At 67.8% G+C, this 13,975-nt stretch carries 12 protein-coding genes and 1 pseudogene; 6 read left to right on the forward strand and 7 right to left on the reverse strand.

What is annotated here, in order from left to right; translation table 11 throughout:
* Positions 1-55: 55 nt before the first annotated feature.
* Together AB0I79_RS59330 and AB0I79_RS59335 are read right to left on the reverse strand one after the other, a co-directional pair.
* The gene (locus AB0I79_RS59330; protein ID WP_357894259.1) at positions 56-358 is read right to left on the reverse strand and encodes a hypothetical protein; all 303 of its coding nucleotides are present in this window, start codon (positions 356-358) and stop codon (positions 56-58) included.
* Between the two features lie 16 nt (positions 359-374).
* The gene (locus AB0I79_RS59335) at positions 375-599 is read right to left on the reverse strand and encodes a hypothetical protein (RefSeq protein WP_357894262.1); all 225 of its coding nucleotides are present in this window, start codon (positions 597-599) and stop codon (positions 375-377) included.
* A gap of 628 nt (positions 600-1,227) precedes the next feature.
* Here AB0I79_RS59335 and AB0I79_RS59340 point away from each other — a divergent pair.
* The 3 genes from AB0I79_RS59340 (at position 1,228) to AB0I79_RS59350 (ending at position 4,718) form a co-directional block, all read left to right on the forward strand.
* Positions 1,228-2,067, forward strand: coding sequence for a hypothetical protein (locus tag AB0I79_RS59340; protein WP_357894265.1), 840 nt, complete (start codon positions 1,228-1,230; stop codon positions 2,065-2,067).
* A 1,136-nt stretch (positions 2,068-3,203) separates the two neighbouring features.
* The gene (locus AB0I79_RS59345; protein ID WP_357894268.1) at positions 3,204-3,344 is read left to right on the forward strand and encodes a hypothetical protein; all 141 of its coding nucleotides are present in this window, start codon (positions 3,204-3,206) and stop codon (positions 3,342-3,344) included.
* A gap of 114 nt (positions 3,345-3,458) precedes the next feature.
* Positions 3,459-4,718: a hypothetical protein gene (locus tag AB0I79_RS59350; RefSeq protein ID WP_357894270.1), complete on the forward strand. Its 1,260-nt coding sequence runs from the start codon at positions 3,459-3,461 to the stop codon at positions 4,716-4,718.
* Between the two features lie 713 nt (positions 4,719-5,431).
* Here the strand turns inward: AB0I79_RS59350 and AB0I79_RS59355 are convergent.
* From AB0I79_RS59355 to AB0I79_RS59370, 4 genes and pseudogenes are all read right to left on the reverse strand, one after another.
* Complete coding sequence (locus tag AB0I79_RS59355; protein ID WP_357894273.1) at positions 5,432-5,737, reverse strand: hypothetical protein; 306 nt, start codon at positions 5,735-5,737, stop codon at positions 5,432-5,434.
* 361 nt (positions 5,738-6,098) lie between these two features.
* Complete coding sequence (locus AB0I79_RS59360) at positions 6,099-6,743, reverse strand: hypothetical protein (protein ID WP_357894276.1); 645 nt, start codon at positions 6,741-6,743, stop codon at positions 6,099-6,101.
* A gap of 1,008 nt (positions 6,744-7,751) precedes the next feature.
* Positions 7,752-8,331 (reverse strand): annotated as a pseudogene (locus tag AB0I79_RS59365) (transposase); the annotation flags it as partial.
* A 434-nt stretch (positions 8,332-8,765) separates the two neighbouring features.
* On the reverse strand, positions 8,766-9,539 hold the full coding sequence (locus tag AB0I79_RS59370; RefSeq protein WP_357894279.1) for an alpha/beta hydrolase: 774 nt from the start codon (positions 9,537-9,539) through the stop codon (positions 8,766-8,768).
* Positions 9,540-9,558: 19 nt separating this feature from the next.
* On the opposite strand from AB0I79_RS59370, the gene AB0I79_RS59375 reads away from it, so the two are divergent.
* Positions 9,559-10,479: a helix-turn-helix transcriptional regulator gene (locus tag AB0I79_RS59375; RefSeq protein ID WP_357894334.1), complete on the forward strand. Its 921-nt coding sequence runs from the start codon at positions 9,559-9,561 to the stop codon at positions 10,477-10,479.
* An 866-nt stretch (positions 10,480-11,345) separates the two neighbouring features.
* Positions 11,346-11,960: a hypothetical protein gene (locus tag AB0I79_RS59380; RefSeq protein ID WP_357894282.1), complete on the forward strand. Its 615-nt coding sequence runs from the start codon at positions 11,346-11,348 to the stop codon at positions 11,958-11,960.
* Between the two features lie 309 nt (positions 11,961-12,269).
* Here the strand turns inward: AB0I79_RS59380 and AB0I79_RS59385 are convergent, their stop codons facing one another.
* Entirely contained in the window at positions 12,270-12,812 is a 543-nt protein-coding gene (locus AB0I79_RS59385; protein WP_357894285.1) for a hypothetical protein, read from the reverse strand.
* Positions 12,813-13,273: 461 nt separating this feature from the next.
* Between AB0I79_RS59385 and AB0I79_RS59390 the strand changes: the two genes are divergently transcribed.
* Entirely contained in the window at positions 13,274-13,693 is a 420-nt protein-coding gene (locus tag AB0I79_RS59390) for a hypothetical protein (protein WP_357894288.1), read from the forward strand.
* Positions 13,694-13,975 lie beyond the last annotated feature (282 nt).

A 13,975-nucleotide genomic window follows, 5' to 3' on the forward strand; every position in this document is an offset into this window, starting at 1 on the left:
GCTCCAGATAGGCCCCGCCTGCAGGCCCGGGGCTTCGCCAAGGGCTGACCTCGGATCAGCCGTGGTAGCGCACGTGTCCTTTCCAGGAGGAGGCGTCCGCCTGCATCTGCGCCTCGGTGGTCATGATCGTGTAGCCGATCTGCATGAGATACACGGCCTGCTGCTCCGCCAGTTTCAGGGCGGTGATCCTGGCAGATACCGACCCGGAGTACCAGTCGCAGGGGGTGGCGCAGGCGAAGGCCGCCTGGGCGCCTGACGCCGTGGTGGTGGCCGCGGTGGCCGCCGTGGGGGCGAGAACTGCCGCGATGAGGCCCCCGGCCAGGAGCGCGGTCCTAACGAAGGTGGTTTTGGCGTACACGATGAGTCCTCTCCGATCAGGCGTAATAGAAGAAGTAATAGCCGGTGCTGAAGCGATAGCAGCCAGTGGTGGGGTCGGTGGGATATCCCTGTGCGTGTCTCACCGACCGGTCGAAATTGCACTTCGCCTGTGTGTCGAACGTTCCGACGTAGATCCACCCTGCGGCCTGCGCGGGGAGGGCGGAGGCGGCCAGTGTGAGGGCGGCCATGCTGGCGGCGGCGAGGGCTGTGCGAACGCGCATGTGTTTCCTCTCAGGGCGGGTTCGGCTCTCTCCTTCAACCTGCCTTGGCGCCCGCGCGCGTCCCAGGGCGGCGACCGGACATTGGCCGGACATCTTCCATGGCCACCCAGAGATCGTCCAGGACGTCCCGGTCCCAGGCGATCCCCAGCCCGGTCACGTCCGACGCGCCCGCGTGGCCGTCCTCGATCGGCGGTTCCCCTCGCGTGATCGCACGCAGTTGCGGGACGTGCTCATGTCTACGCGCGCCTGGCCGGTCGCCGCCCTACAAGATCGTGAATGTGGGTTCGACCCCATGTGGGCTGACCCCCTCCAGAGTGCGGGTGAGGATCGTCCCAAGCCTTGGTGTCCAGCGAGCGGTGATCAGTCCGACCGGCCCGCGCCCACCACCGCCACGGAGAGGCTCTCACTGGGCGATCACTCCTTTTCGGCGGCCTGGCGAAACGCTCGAGAGCTCAGATCAAACGTCGACCGGCAGTCAAGAAATCGACAGCCCTTCCACACTCCGCCACAATGGGCGGCGATCTTGGCGCCCCTCCCTGGACAGGACATGAAAGCCCTCATAGCAACCTTGGCTCTCGCCACCGCGGTCCCCGCGACCGCCCATGCCGCCGCCGCCGCTCCCGACCCGGTGGCCGCCGTACGGGCCCTTCTGGCCCGCAATGCCGGGGTCACGCTGGAGTTTCTCGGCAGCACCGGCACCGATCTGTTCTGGCAGAACGACGCCACTCGTGAGCAGATATCCGGCGGTGTCGGCCTGAAGGGCACCGGCAAGCTCCAACTGGGCCCCACCGGCGTGACGGCCTCCGAAATCACCCGCGTGGTGCAGTTGAGCGGACAGTCCTTGATGAAGCAGGAGGCGGCCAAGGGAGACGCCTATTTCGCCGGCCTGCTCAAATCCGCTGGGACGACCCGCATGATCAGCACAAGGGGCTGGCTCTACCACCTGCCACCGAAAGCCCGCACGTGGCTCCGCACCGGCCGCGCCGGCGGGGGCGCCGCAGCGTACGGCGACCAGATCATCAACGTGCTGGAGCCGGCCACTCTGACCAAGCTGCTGTCCACCGCGGACCGCTCATCGGTCACGCCCTGGCACAAGAACCGCACCAGCGGCCGCAACCAGCGCATCTACACCCGTAGCGGCACGATCACCCTCAAGGAGCTCTACCGGGTCTCCCCCACCTTCCGCGAGGCGGCGGGCACCTCGGCCGTTGGCACGGACGAGATCTGGTGGCAATACCTGTACGACGACCGTGGCCTGCCGGACCGGCTCGTCTGGCACTTCCGGACGACCACGAAGGCCGACTCCATCGGGCTGGGGGACAACCGGATCCGCTCGGTGCGCCTGGCCACGCGGTTCTGGGACTGGCAGGCCAAGGTCTCCATCACCGCGCCCAAGGCGACACCGGGGCGAGGTCCTGCGGTGGACGAGATCATCGACATCCTGCGCGCGGACGATCGCCCGCGCTGACAAAGCCCGATGGGGTCGCCGTGGCCGGCCACGTAGTCCACCCACCAGCTTCGCCACAGCGCGCTGCAGCATCTCGCCCAGGCCAGGCGTACCGCCCCGGAGTTGCAGGCCAAGAGCCGCCACCAGCACCTTGCCGGCCTCGGCCGCCATGTGCGCCTGGGCGAGCAGACCTCCGCACGCATCACCGCCGAAGCAGCCATCGTCATCTTTGGTCTGGCCTCTTTCCGCAGGTCAAAGCAAGATGATGTTGTCAGGTACGTAAGGAACGTAGAGCGACCGCCATGAGCCAGGGAGCCTCACGGCTCGGAGCTCCTGTGGCTGCCGCGGGCCACCATCCAGCCGGCTACGGGAAGCAGGGGTGCCCGGCAGGAGCCGGGCAAGAGCAGCGGCGCGGCATGGGCGCGAGAAGGCCGGTGCCGATACGTGGTCATGAGGCATCTCCGTGTGGGAGACGGACCGACGGGTCAGCGGGCTGCCCGTTGCCAGGTAGGTGACTGAGCGGTCGGACGGCACAGGAGGCGGCCGCGTTCACCCCGCTCATCGAGACCCTGCGCGGCCTGCTGACCGGCCCGCCGTCGGCGGGCCAGGTCATCATGGCCATCGCTGGGTGCGTCGGGCTCTCGTTGCTCGGCTACCTGTGGGTACGCGCGCAGTTCACGAAGCGAGCATGAGCTTGAGTCGATGCTCCGTGCAGTGAGAAAGGCCGCGTGCGCTCGTCAGGCGGGAAGGCTGGCCGTAATCTCGGACCGGCCGTCCACGGGCCTGATGCGTGGCCCCGTGGGCGCACGCGATGCTCGGCCCTGAGTCTGCGCCTGCCGACAATTCCATCCGTGCACGTCACGGCCCCACCGCTCGGAGGGATCGGTCGTTCACGGTTTCGTCATCCGGCAAGCCCGCACAGAGGGCATGATCATGACGTCACGACAGAGCGATAACCTCGAGCTCATCGCGCAACGCGCCAACGATCACGTGGAGATCCGCTTCGGCGCCGACGCGCTGCAGGTGTCCAAGGACCCTGGCAGTGCCTGGGGGCCGACCTCACGGCCAGCGAGGAGCGGCCCACGGGAGACATCCAGTGGAGATCGTCCGCGGTGAGGCGTCGCTGTGGACCACGGACGGGCAAGAAGGGCCCCCTGGTGGTCCCGGAGGAGGCGTGGCAGGCCTTCGTCATGCAGGTTCAGGAGAGCGGCTTCGACATCGACAGCATGCCGCGCGCCGAGCCGGTGAAGCCGGAGCCGACGGAGGAGGCGCCGGCCAAGGCCGGTCTCTGTTCGTAGCCCACCTGACGGAGACGGCTTCAGCCGAGAGCCGTCTCCAAGAGCAGTCGCCATCACGTGGCCAGGGCCGGGCCGCGGATCACGGCTCGGCCCTGCACTTTCGTTTCTACCGGCGTGAACAAGGACGGAGCCGTACGGTTCTCGGCCCTTGCCATCAACTACGGCGGCGCCCTCACCCACTCGGATCGCTTCCCACCAGAGCACATGCAACAACCAGTCGACACTGGCGCGGTCGCGGCCGTACGTGAGCTCCGCATGGAAGGGTGGAGCCTGGTGCTGGCCTCCAACGCGGGAGCCCACCAGGACCGCCCCCTGGCGCTGCGGCCGGCCGGGATAGAGGACCTGTTCACGGCCCTGGTTGTCTCCCACGACATCGGCGTGGACAAGCCCTGCGATGCCTTTCTGCCCGGCAGTCCTGGCCGCTGGTTCGGCGTCTTTGGCACAGTCATGAGCGTGCCCCTGAACGAGTTGCCGCACTGGTTGCCGGCTTGGTGTCTTGACCATCTGGGCAGCGGACCCTCCGACGTGTTGTTCCGGTCGCAGCAGGTCTCGATGGTGTTCGGTCTGCGGTTGGCCGGTGGCCGGGACGTCGTGGTCAAGGCGCGCGCCGACGAAGGCCGGGCGGCGTCGTGTGTCGCGGCGCAGGCCCGGCTGGCCGAGCGCGGGTTTCCGTGTGCCCGGCCGCTGACGCCGGTGGTCGGTGTCGGTGCGCTGGCCGTGCACGCTGAGGAGTTCCGGCCCGGCGGCGAGGTGCTGCACGGGGACTCGCCGGACCTGGCCGTGCGTTGCGCGGAGGTGTTCGCTCGGCTGATGGCCGAACTCGCCGGTGTGATCGTCGCGCCGCCGTTGCCAAATCCGCCCTGGGTGCGCTGGGACGAGACCGGTTCTGGGACGTGGCCGGCGATGGACTTCCTCGACGACCTGGACCAGAGTGTCGTGTCCGAGCACATTGTCCAGGCGGCTGAGCGGGCCCGGGGGCGGCTGCTGACCGCTGGTCTGCCGTGCGTGCTCGGCCACGCCGATTTCGAGGCGCAGAACCTGCGGTGGCAGGGGCGGCAGGTGTGGGCGGTGCATGACTGGGACAGCCTGGCGTGGCAGCCGGAGGCGGCGCTCGTGGGTGCGGCGAGCGGGTCGTTCGCCAGTGCCGGGTCGCCGACGCTGGCGCCGATCGAGAGCTCCGCGGCCTTCCTGGCGGCCTATCAGGACTTTCGGGGGCGCTTGTTCACGCCCGTGGAGCTGGAGATCGCATGGGCGGCCAGCGTGTGGATGGCTGCCTACAATGCCCGGGAGATGGCACTGTGCGGTGGCCCCCCGGCGGGCGGCGATGCGCTGCGGGCACAGGCAGCCGAACGCCTCCGCCGGGCGAATGCCTAAGGACCTGCAGAGAAATAACGCGTAGCATCCCGGGTTCGCGGCCGATGCTCTGGTATGAGCATGTCGGCGGAGAGCGTGGAGATGCCGGCTGCGAAGCTTGAGTCGATCTTGCCGCACACGCGACAAGCTCGCCGGCCAGCTGGCGGACAAGGACAGCACCGTCACCGGTCAGATCTCGTACCACCGCCGCCTGTCCGACGCCCTCGTGCGCCGTCGAGGCCCTGGAAAGGCCCATCCCGGAGGCCTTGACGAGCTGACCGGGAAGACCTGATCCACAAGCCGTGCGGGATGCGCACCCCCATGGCGTTCAATCTCCTCTTGGAGTCGAACAACACCGTGTCGCCGCGCGACGTGGTGTTTGGCCACTACCCGGAGTGCTCCGCCCGGGAGCAAGAGGAGGAGCCCGAGAACGACCTCGCGTTTGCCGTGGTGCTCGACCAAGGACGCGGCCGACAACCTGGAGCGCGCCGCCACCGATCTGGAGATTGTCCATGCCCCAGTTCTGGCCATGCTGGCGAGCCGAGTTGAGGTGGACTCCGGCGGCCGGCTCGCTCTCGGGGCGGGGACGACGAAGAGGCTGAGGCCGGATGAGCCTCATCGTCTACAGGACCGCGCCCGACCGCGATGCTACGTGCTGTGGCGGACGAACAACGACTGCCCGGTGTTCATCGGCGACCGCGCGCTGAGGCCGCCGCTCGGCTACAAGCCGAGATTCACCCGGACATCGTGGTCACGGCGCTGGCCCAGACCGACGAGACTGGCAGCTCGTACCCTGACGGCACCGGCGGCTGGGACGCTGCGGCGTGCCCGCTGTCGGCGAGTGCTTCCCGGACGGTGAGATGCGGTTCGTGCCCAGTGCGAACTTGGAGGCGTTCGTTTTGGCCCGGGTCGTGGGCGTTGTCATCGAGCACCTGGAGGATGGTGTCGATGATGGCCTCGCCCACGCTCTGCTGCATGACATCCATCATCTTCGGATGATCGTCCGGGTTGAGGTCGTAGTCCTCCACGATGCCGTCCACGAAGCCCCACGACAGCGAGTAACACGCACCAACCACACAGCCGTCGCCCACCCACCGCATCCGGCCGCTGTCTCCACGCGTGGTCATGCTTCACCTCGCACTTCCCGGTCGGACAGCTTCATGGTGTCGCTCACACGCCACCCCCGACCGAGCCCGACTCCTCCATCTCAGTTGGAACGGCGTGCGGAGACCACCGCTGATGATCTCCGCCAACATAAATGATCATCGCCTGATGGCAGCATGTAGGACCTGTCGGCACGCGCGGAACGCTCATCATGGTGGCCGGGCTCGCGGCCTAACTGACCTGGTCTGATGGCCATGTCACTCGCAAAGTGAGGCGCCGGGAGTCGATCTCAGCGCCTCACCTCCGATGGTCAGAGAGGTCCGCCGTGTTGCCCTCAGCTGGTGTGGACGTCATTATTGCTCGCGCGAGGTCGGCCGTGAGCTTGGCATGCTCACCCTCCTCCAGGGTCTGTAGTTCTGAGACAAGGCGTTCAGCCGCGAGATAGCGAGAAAACTCCAGTGGCTGGCCGAAGTAGGCGCGCAGATGGCTGGCAGCGCTCTCCTGCGAGCGCACGAATGTGCGGCTGAGGTAGGCGGCGAAGGCGGTGGAGGCTGCGCCGAGGACACCCGTAACGATGCTGCTGGTGGGATCGGGCGCGCCTATCGCCAAACCAGCGAACACGACGAGGATGAGGAAACCGATGCCCATGACAACTTGGGCATTCCTGAAGCTCTGCCTGGCCTGGCTCGTAGCGATTTGGTGGTAGTAGTCAAGGCGTCTATGGGTAACCTCCCAAAGCTGAGGAAGCGAAAGCCGATCCTCTTGCCTGTCGGCCAAGGCTTGTTCAGCCTTTCTCAAGGCATCCCTGAGGGCAACTGAGGTCGCCTGGTCCCGTTTGCGTTCCTTGAAGAAGGACACCGCCAAGTTTCCGAGGCCGATGACGGCAATAACGGTAGCGACCATGCTGAGTACGCTGACCAGCCCCGCCCCATCCTGCTGCATGAGCAACCCCCTCTGCTGAACGCTATCGCGCCGAAACGGTCAGCTTGCAGAAATACGTGGGTAGTTGGCTTTGCATAGACGTATGGGCGGTCTTCGGTTGAATTCGCGGGCCGCCGAGACGCCGAGTCGAGCCGGTGAGGCGCCTCTCGCACGCATGGCAAGATCACGCCCGGACCCGACAACCCCAAGGGGATCCTCGCGCCACCCTGATCGAACCAGTTTTCGATTAGAAGGGGCGGGATTGATGGCGGCGCCCGCACCGCAACCGGTGAAGATTCTCCCGGACCCGGGCCGGCTGGTTGCATGGCCTCCGTGTCCTGCCGGGCGAACCCGCGAAGCCCTCGTCTCCTGGGTCAAGACCGAGACCGGCCTCAAACGCAGACTCGTCGATCACGAACCTGCGCGGCTTCCCGAAGCTCGAATCCGGCGCATGCCCGGCACGGACTACACCGCGATCGAAGCGGTCGTGGAGCACGTCGAGCACACCCCCGAGAGCGCCGCCGAGGGAACCGGTCCCGCTCGCTTGGCGCCGCCCGGGTGGCCGTCGCAGGTGCTGCCACCCGACGACCCGGAACGGGTGCGGTCGGCCACCGCGTGGCTGCTCGACATCCTGCGCCGGACTACCGCACCCACGCCGACATCGTCGCGATGCCGCGCGTGCCGGCATGGATGGCGACCACGCACGTCGATCACTATCAGGCGGCAACACGGCAGAGGTACCGCGCCGCCGCCGTGGACCTTCGCGGTCGCCGAGTCGCCCGAGGTGATCGAGCAGGTGCTTGCCGTGAACCGGGCAGAAAAGGAGCGCCTGGCGGCAGTTCGCGAAGACACACGCGCTGTTCGCCGGGCGCTGGCCGCACAGTCACGCTGACCGGGGACTGGCGGCCACGGAGACCAATCGGTATCTCGGGTTCCATGTGCTCCGGGGCCACGCATCTCGCTCTCACCTGCGGAAAGAGGCCAACAGCCCGAAAGAGACGATGGCATCGTCATCGGATGGGGCAGCGCGCGGGTCTTGTCCGAGTCGTAGTCGGCGTCCAGGTGCACGGTGATGTCGTCGGGTAACGGCCGGAGGTTGTCCAAGCGGTCCAGGGTCGGGGCGAGCAATGGGGAGTCGTGGCGGTTGGCTCCGGCCAGGAGGCGGCCCAGTGGAATGCCGTACCCGTCCGTCATGCCTGAGCGTTTCAGGCCCTGTTTGCCGCGGTCGACCGGCGAGCGACCGGCCACCTCGCCGCCTCCGGGCGCCTTGGCGATGGAGCCGTCGACAGCGATCTGGTCGAGGACGAGGCCGACGATCCGGTCGTAGGACTCCAGCGCGATCTGCTTGAACCTGGCGAAGACGCCGAGACGGATCCGCTCGTTGCGGCGGTTGCGGATCGTGGTGGCCGAGCAGGTCGTGTCGGCGATCGCCTGGTAGGAGCAGCCGAAGCGCAGGAGTTGCAGCATTCTGTCGAAGATGATCCGGTCGCTGATGCGTGGGCGGTGGCAGCCCAGCGGATCGTCCGGGTGGTACTGCGGCCGCATACAGCAGCAGGGACGCGGATTGGTCCCAAAGCGGTTCGGTCAGCCATGATGGCAGCACAGGCACAGGTCTCCCCAATGAGTGGTGTGCATTGTGAAGTTGCTGGTCACGGCTCTGATGTGAGGGGCAGGAGAACTATTCGCGCTGGTCGTCGGCTGGTGTCCACGACCATCAGGTCAGAGGCCATATGGCCATGCCGCGGGTTCGCCCTTGGTCCGCAGACGTTCCCGGTCCGCGAGGCGGTGGAGCCGCCGCTGTCGGCTCGTGGAGCGACAGTAGATCCTCAACGTCACCGGCCTGCAGGTAGTCCATGAACACGGGCCCCACCTGCTGAGGTGTCTCGGCACGGCGCCGGGCGGTGAGGCCGACCTGCTTGTCGCCCCGGTCGGCCGCGGCAAGCAGGTCTGGCGGGGTGCGTATCACCGCGGGAGGGCCGGGCCTCGGCCTCGCGCTGTCACGGGGCGGGGCGTCCCGCGGGTGATCGTGGACGAAGTCGATTTTCAGGCTGGTGCGAAGGCTGTGATTGCGTCGACGAGGTCGGCCGGAGCTTCCAGCGGGATCAGGTGACCCGTGTTCGGAATCACCATGAAGTCGGCTCCGGGGAGGTAGGGCACCAGGTTGTTGGCGAGCACGTCGACGGGCTCGACATGGTCGTTCTCCCCGGCGACGACGAGGGCGGGGACGCTGATCATGCGGGTGTGCTCGCAGACGTCCTCCGCGATGCCGCGCAGCGGCCACTCCGTGCGGGCGGCGTCGGTGCTGGCCCGCGAGTCGGTCGCGATCTGCGACTTGATCGCTTCGGGCAGCTCTGTCGCGGTGAGGATGTGATCCCGTGCGTCAGCGACGGACTCGTCGGAGTCGTAGGAGTGGGAAAGGCCTTCCCGGTACTCGGGAGTGATCTCTACGGCGGGCTTCGCCGGAGCGGAACCGACGAGGATGATCGCGCGAAGGCCGGCGGGCCGGGTCGCCGCCATGAGCTGCGCGATCTTGCCACCCATGGAATGTCCGACGAGGACGTATTCGGTGACGCCCGCGTCGGCGATCACGGCGAGCGTGTCGTCGGCGAGTTGGCGGAGGGTGTAGGGGCCGGCCAGGTTGCTCGAGCGGCTCCACCCGCGGAAGTCGACAGTGAGCATGTCGCGTCCCGCGAGGCGGTCGACGACGAGGTCCCAGGTGCGGGCGGATCCACCCCAGTAGTGCAGAAACACCAGGGTCGGTCCGGTCCCCGGCCGGTGGTCATAAGCGGGCAGTAGCGGCTGCTGCGTCGTGTTCATCGAGACTCTCTTGATCAAGGTGCTGAGGTGGTTGTTCTGTGTGTTCATCCAATCTCTTCCGCTGTGCCAGGGCATCGGCACGACCGGTCACCTGATGGTGGAAACTGGACAGATGACCGTGATCCGGCAGATGACCTACCAGCCCGTCGGGCGCCATGCCGCCACTGTCGAAACCATGACGTTCGACCGCCTTCGCGAGCTGAATGACGGCGGGACACAGCGTGCCGACTTCCACGTCCTCGCCGTCGTCGATGCCGGGCACGGATCCGTCACCGTGGACTTCCTCCGACACCCGCTCCAGGAGCGGTCCGCGGTGTGGGTCGCTCCTGGGGCTGTGCACCGATGGGATGACATCGCTGGCGTGGCTGGGCACGTCGTGCTGTTCGTGCCGACCGCGCCGGTCACCCACGCCACCCGGGAGCTCGTCGCGTCCCCGGACCTGGTCGCACACTGGTGCATTTCCGACGCGGACTGGCCGTTCGTCGACACCGCGCGCGACCATCTCCTCCTCGAAGCATCCGCCCCACCCGGGGATATCTCGACGGAGCTGCCCGAGATCCTGCTCTCCGCGCTCATCGCCCGGCTACGGCCCCCCCACGCCGAAGCACGGTCGATCAATCCGGTGTTCCGACTGTTCCGGTCCAGCGTCGACGCGCACTTCCGGGAACATCACGACGCCGGCTACTACGCCCGGACACTGGGATACGCGCCCCGCACCCTCACAAGAGCGGTGCAGCAGGTCACCGGCCGCAGCGCGAAGGCGTACATCGTCGATCGGATCGTCCTGGAAGCCAAACGGCTCCTCGCACACGACCGCCTCACCGCGGCCGCCTGCGCCAACACGCTCGGCTTCTCCGACGCGTCCAACTTCTCGGTGTTCTTCCGGAAGGCGACAGGCATGCGCCCGGGCGCGTGGCAGGCGACGGTGGCCGCCGAGTGAGCGGGTGTACTTAAGAAAGGCACCATCCGTGATCAAAGAGCGTCGCAACTCCATGATCGTCAGGGCTCTGTACCTGCCTCGCTGCTTGGGTAGCACCGCGCCGGCCGGATCGCGGGAGCCCTGCACCTCACCGGTGAGGAACTCCAGGCCGGCGCCAGCGGCGCGCAACTGCGCGGCCAGGGCGGCCAGGTCGAGGCCGCGGCCGAGCGCGCCAACAAGTCCGCCGTGGAGCGCTGGATCAGTGGCAGCCGCCCGGCCGAGAAGACTCGCCATCATCTCGCTGCGGCCCTGTCGCGCCGTCTGGGCCGCATCATCACCGAAGATGGACTCGGATGGGCTCCCGCCGACGGGCACATCGATGACACGATCGGGTTGACCCTCGACATCGACCCGATCGACGCACTGACGCCGCTGCGGAGAGGCGATGTGGACCGACGACACTTCCTGAGCGCTTCCGCCTACTCGGTCGCCGCCGCCGCGCTCCCCCTCCAGCAGGTACATGAGATCGCCACCCGCACCACCGGCGGCGGCTCACGGTGGCCTGACCGTCGGCATGGCAGAAGTCACCGCCGTACGCGACATGGTGACCGCCTTCACCGCCATGGACGAACGTCACGGCGGACAGCACGGCCGCACCGCATGGATCCAATATCTCCGCGACGACGTGGCCCCACTGTGCCGAGCTCGCTTCCGCACCGAACAAGCCCGCCGGCAGTTGCTCTCAGCCGCCGCTCGAGCCGTACACCTGGCCGGCTGGAAAGCTACGACGCCGGCAGCAGGGCCTGGCTCAGCGCTACTACCTGCACTCGTACGCGCTGGCCGTCGAATCCGGCGTGAGCGGCCACGACGGGTTCATCTTGCGCACGATGGCCATGCAGGGCCTCAAGCTCGGCACCCCGAACACTGCCTCGGCCTGGCCGAAAGAGGGGCTGGACCGCGCCGGCGGCAAGGTCGATCCCGCCACCGAGGCGCTGTTTCGCATCACTCACGCCAGCGCCTTGGCCACGAGCGGACAGCGGCGCAGGGCCATGGACGAAATCCAGCGAGCCCATGACCTTCTCACTCGCGACCAGGACACCGACCTGCCGTTTTGGGCACAAGCGTGGGGACCGCCGCAAGGCACTGTGTGGTCGCGCTCGGCCAAGGCGTTCCAGATTCTCGGCGACCTGCGCAACACGGCCGAGCACTTCGCCCGCGCAGCGGCCTGCCGCCCCGCCACCACCTACGCGCGCATCATCGCCCTGGACTTGGTCGCGGAAGCTGAGCCCCTTCTCGCTCAAGGCAGCATCGAAACAAGCCTGTGTTACCTGGTCACGGGCCCTGGACTAGATGGACGGCGTCACCTCCGCGCGCACCCGCAAGGCCGTCGCCCGGATGCGTCGCGACCTCGCGCGCTTCCGCGCGCGTGGCGTGGGCAGCGCCCAACAGCTCGACGAACGTACCGTCGAACGCCTGCGCGCGTGATCTTCTTCCTGCCCTGAGGAGCGGCGTCCGCCCTGCCGCCACACGCGGCCCCTGCGGCCCCTGCGGCCCACGGCACCGTGGTGGGGGCCGAACGTGCGGCTCGCCAGAAGAAGCGATCCAACAGGGCAGGCCGAGCCGATACACACGAGCCCGGCACTCCGCCGTCACCCGTCGCTGTTCTCCGCTGGACCTCGCGCTGCAGTCGCCTGCTCCGCCGGTGCCCCACGTTCCCGCCACCAGGTCGACGCGTCCGGCCCGGGCCGTTCGGAAGCGTCGCCACCGGGCAGGCGGCATGCGCTGGATCTGCGCGTGAGCATCAACGCAGCTCAGCTGACCTCGATGAACGAACCCTCATCAAGGCCGAGCAGAGCGTCAGCGTTGATGACGAAACGGCCGAACTGCTGTTTACGGCCGAGCAGTTCGGCGTAGACGGCGCTGTTGCCTCGAATGGTCATGAAGCCGGTGAAGCTCAGCCGCTCCAAGCCGTCGGCCCCGGCTGGCTCATCGCCTGCCGGCCCGTCCTCGTGCTCTTCCGGCACCTCGAGCTGGTGCTCCTTGTTCGCCCAAGCACGCATCAGGTCCTTGTGCGTTCCACCGACGATGGTGATGAACTCTTGCCGATCAAGCACGATGTACTCATCCAGGCCACGGTACAAGCTGGCCGTCCATGCGGCGGCGATCCCGGCGTCGCGAGAATAGCTGGACAGCAGTGACCACTCCCCCGCTGAGGCGCTGACCAGGTACGCCGGGCCCGTCTCTCCGCTGGCGAGCTGCAGGCCGGTGATGGCCCAGCCTCCCGTAAGAAGCCGAAACAGGTCCGCGGACACCTCCGCAGGAAGGCCTTCATCGCCGTCGTGGGCAAGGTGCATGCTTCTCCTGGTCGATCGGGGGCCAGCAGGGTGATGCGCCGAGCCTAGCGAACCATCGGGCCAGGTCGCCGACCACCACCTGCTGGCCTCCCAGATCATCAGGGCTCCGCAGCAGGCCAGGCTCCTGCACAGATCAGGCACAGCCAGCCGGCGTGCTCGGATTGCCCCCGGAGCGGAGGCGCCACGCGCCTACCGAGTGGCGGCCGCACTGGACCTGCGTCGGCACTGTCTCCCCGCAGAGCTCGTACGCGCCGCACCGCAGCCGGCCTGTGCACTGAGGCCACCCCCAGCGGCCAGCCGATGGGCCGTGTTCTGCCAGTCCTCGTTGCCCCGGTGCGCTCCAAACACAACCCGGCAGGGTCGACCGGACTGGAACGTCTGTAAGACGGGAACGTCGTCTTGATGGTGGCGGGAGCCGTTTTTGATCTTCTGTTGGGGCGCTCGCGCGTAGGGTCCGGGACATGCGTGCAAGCATCACCTGGGCTGAGGTGGCCGCGGCCATCACCGGCGGCGCCAGGCGATGGGGAAGGCTCCGGGTCAAAGCGTGGCCGGGCCGGCGGCTGGCGCATCAGGCGGCAGCAAGCCTGATCACCACACTCCCCCAGTTGCGGGCGGACATGCGCAAGGCCATGACCAGCGCCGATCGGGGCATCGCGATCGCCCGGTGGAGGTCGCGGTGGATGCTCGCCGCTGCGATGATCGACCTCGTCGACCCTGCCGCCGCCAAGGCCGTGCGCGCCGGCGGGCGGCGGCTGCACCGGCATTTGATGGCCGTGGAGGTGTCGGGCACCGCCTGGCCCGTTGGTGGCATCCGCCGAGAGTCCGCAGAACGAATCGCGGCCGAGGCTCGCGCCGCAGCTGCACGCTGCCGCATCACATAGCCGCCCCACACCGGCACCAGGCCCCCTGCTGACGTCCAGTCGTCATTTCTTCGCCGCGCCAGGCGAGCATGACGCCCGCCTCGCCGTTCCCGCCTGGGACAAGCTCGCTGGCGACTGGACGAACCTGTGCATCGGGTTCGACGACGGTACGCCTGGGCGGACCCTCTGCACCAGGTCACGATCCCCGACCTCGCCGCCCGCATCGACTCCGACAGCGAAAGGACTGCCATGGCCGCAGTCAGCCGATGGCTCGCCACTGCCCGCTAGATTCGGTTAGGCATA

This window comes from Nonomuraea sp. NPDC050202, assembly GCF_040656115.1.
Lineage (GTDB): Bacteria > Actinomycetota > Actinomycetes > Streptosporangiales > Streptosporangiaceae > Nonomuraea.

What these genes read in the sequence shown, in the direction of transcription:
- AB0I79_RS59335 (WP_357894262.1), bottom strand. Translation starts at nt 599, where the DNA reads ATGCGCGTTCGCACAGCCCTCGCCGCCGCCAGCATGGCCGCCCTCACA.
- AB0I79_RS59360 (WP_357894276.1), bottom strand. Translation starts at nt 6,743, where the DNA reads ATGCAGCAGGATGGGGCGGGGCTGGTCAGCGTACTCAGCATGGTCGCT.
- AB0I79_RS59370 (WP_357894279.1), bottom strand. Translation starts at nt 9,539, where the DNA reads ATGAACACGACGCAGCAGCCGCTACTGCCCGCTTATGACCACCGGCCG.
- AB0I79_RS59380 (WP_357894282.1), top strand. Translation starts at nt 11,346, where the DNA reads ATGGCCATGCAGGGCCTCAAGCTCGGCACCCCGAACACTGCCTCGGCC.
- AB0I79_RS59385 (WP_357894285.1), bottom strand. Translation starts at nt 12,812, where the DNA reads ATGCACCTTGCCCACGACGGCGATGAAGGCCTTCCTGCGGAGGTGTCC.
- AB0I79_RS59390 (WP_357894288.1), top strand. Translation starts at nt 13,274, where the DNA reads ATGCGTGCAAGCATCACCTGGGCTGAGGTGGCCGCGGCCATCACCGGC.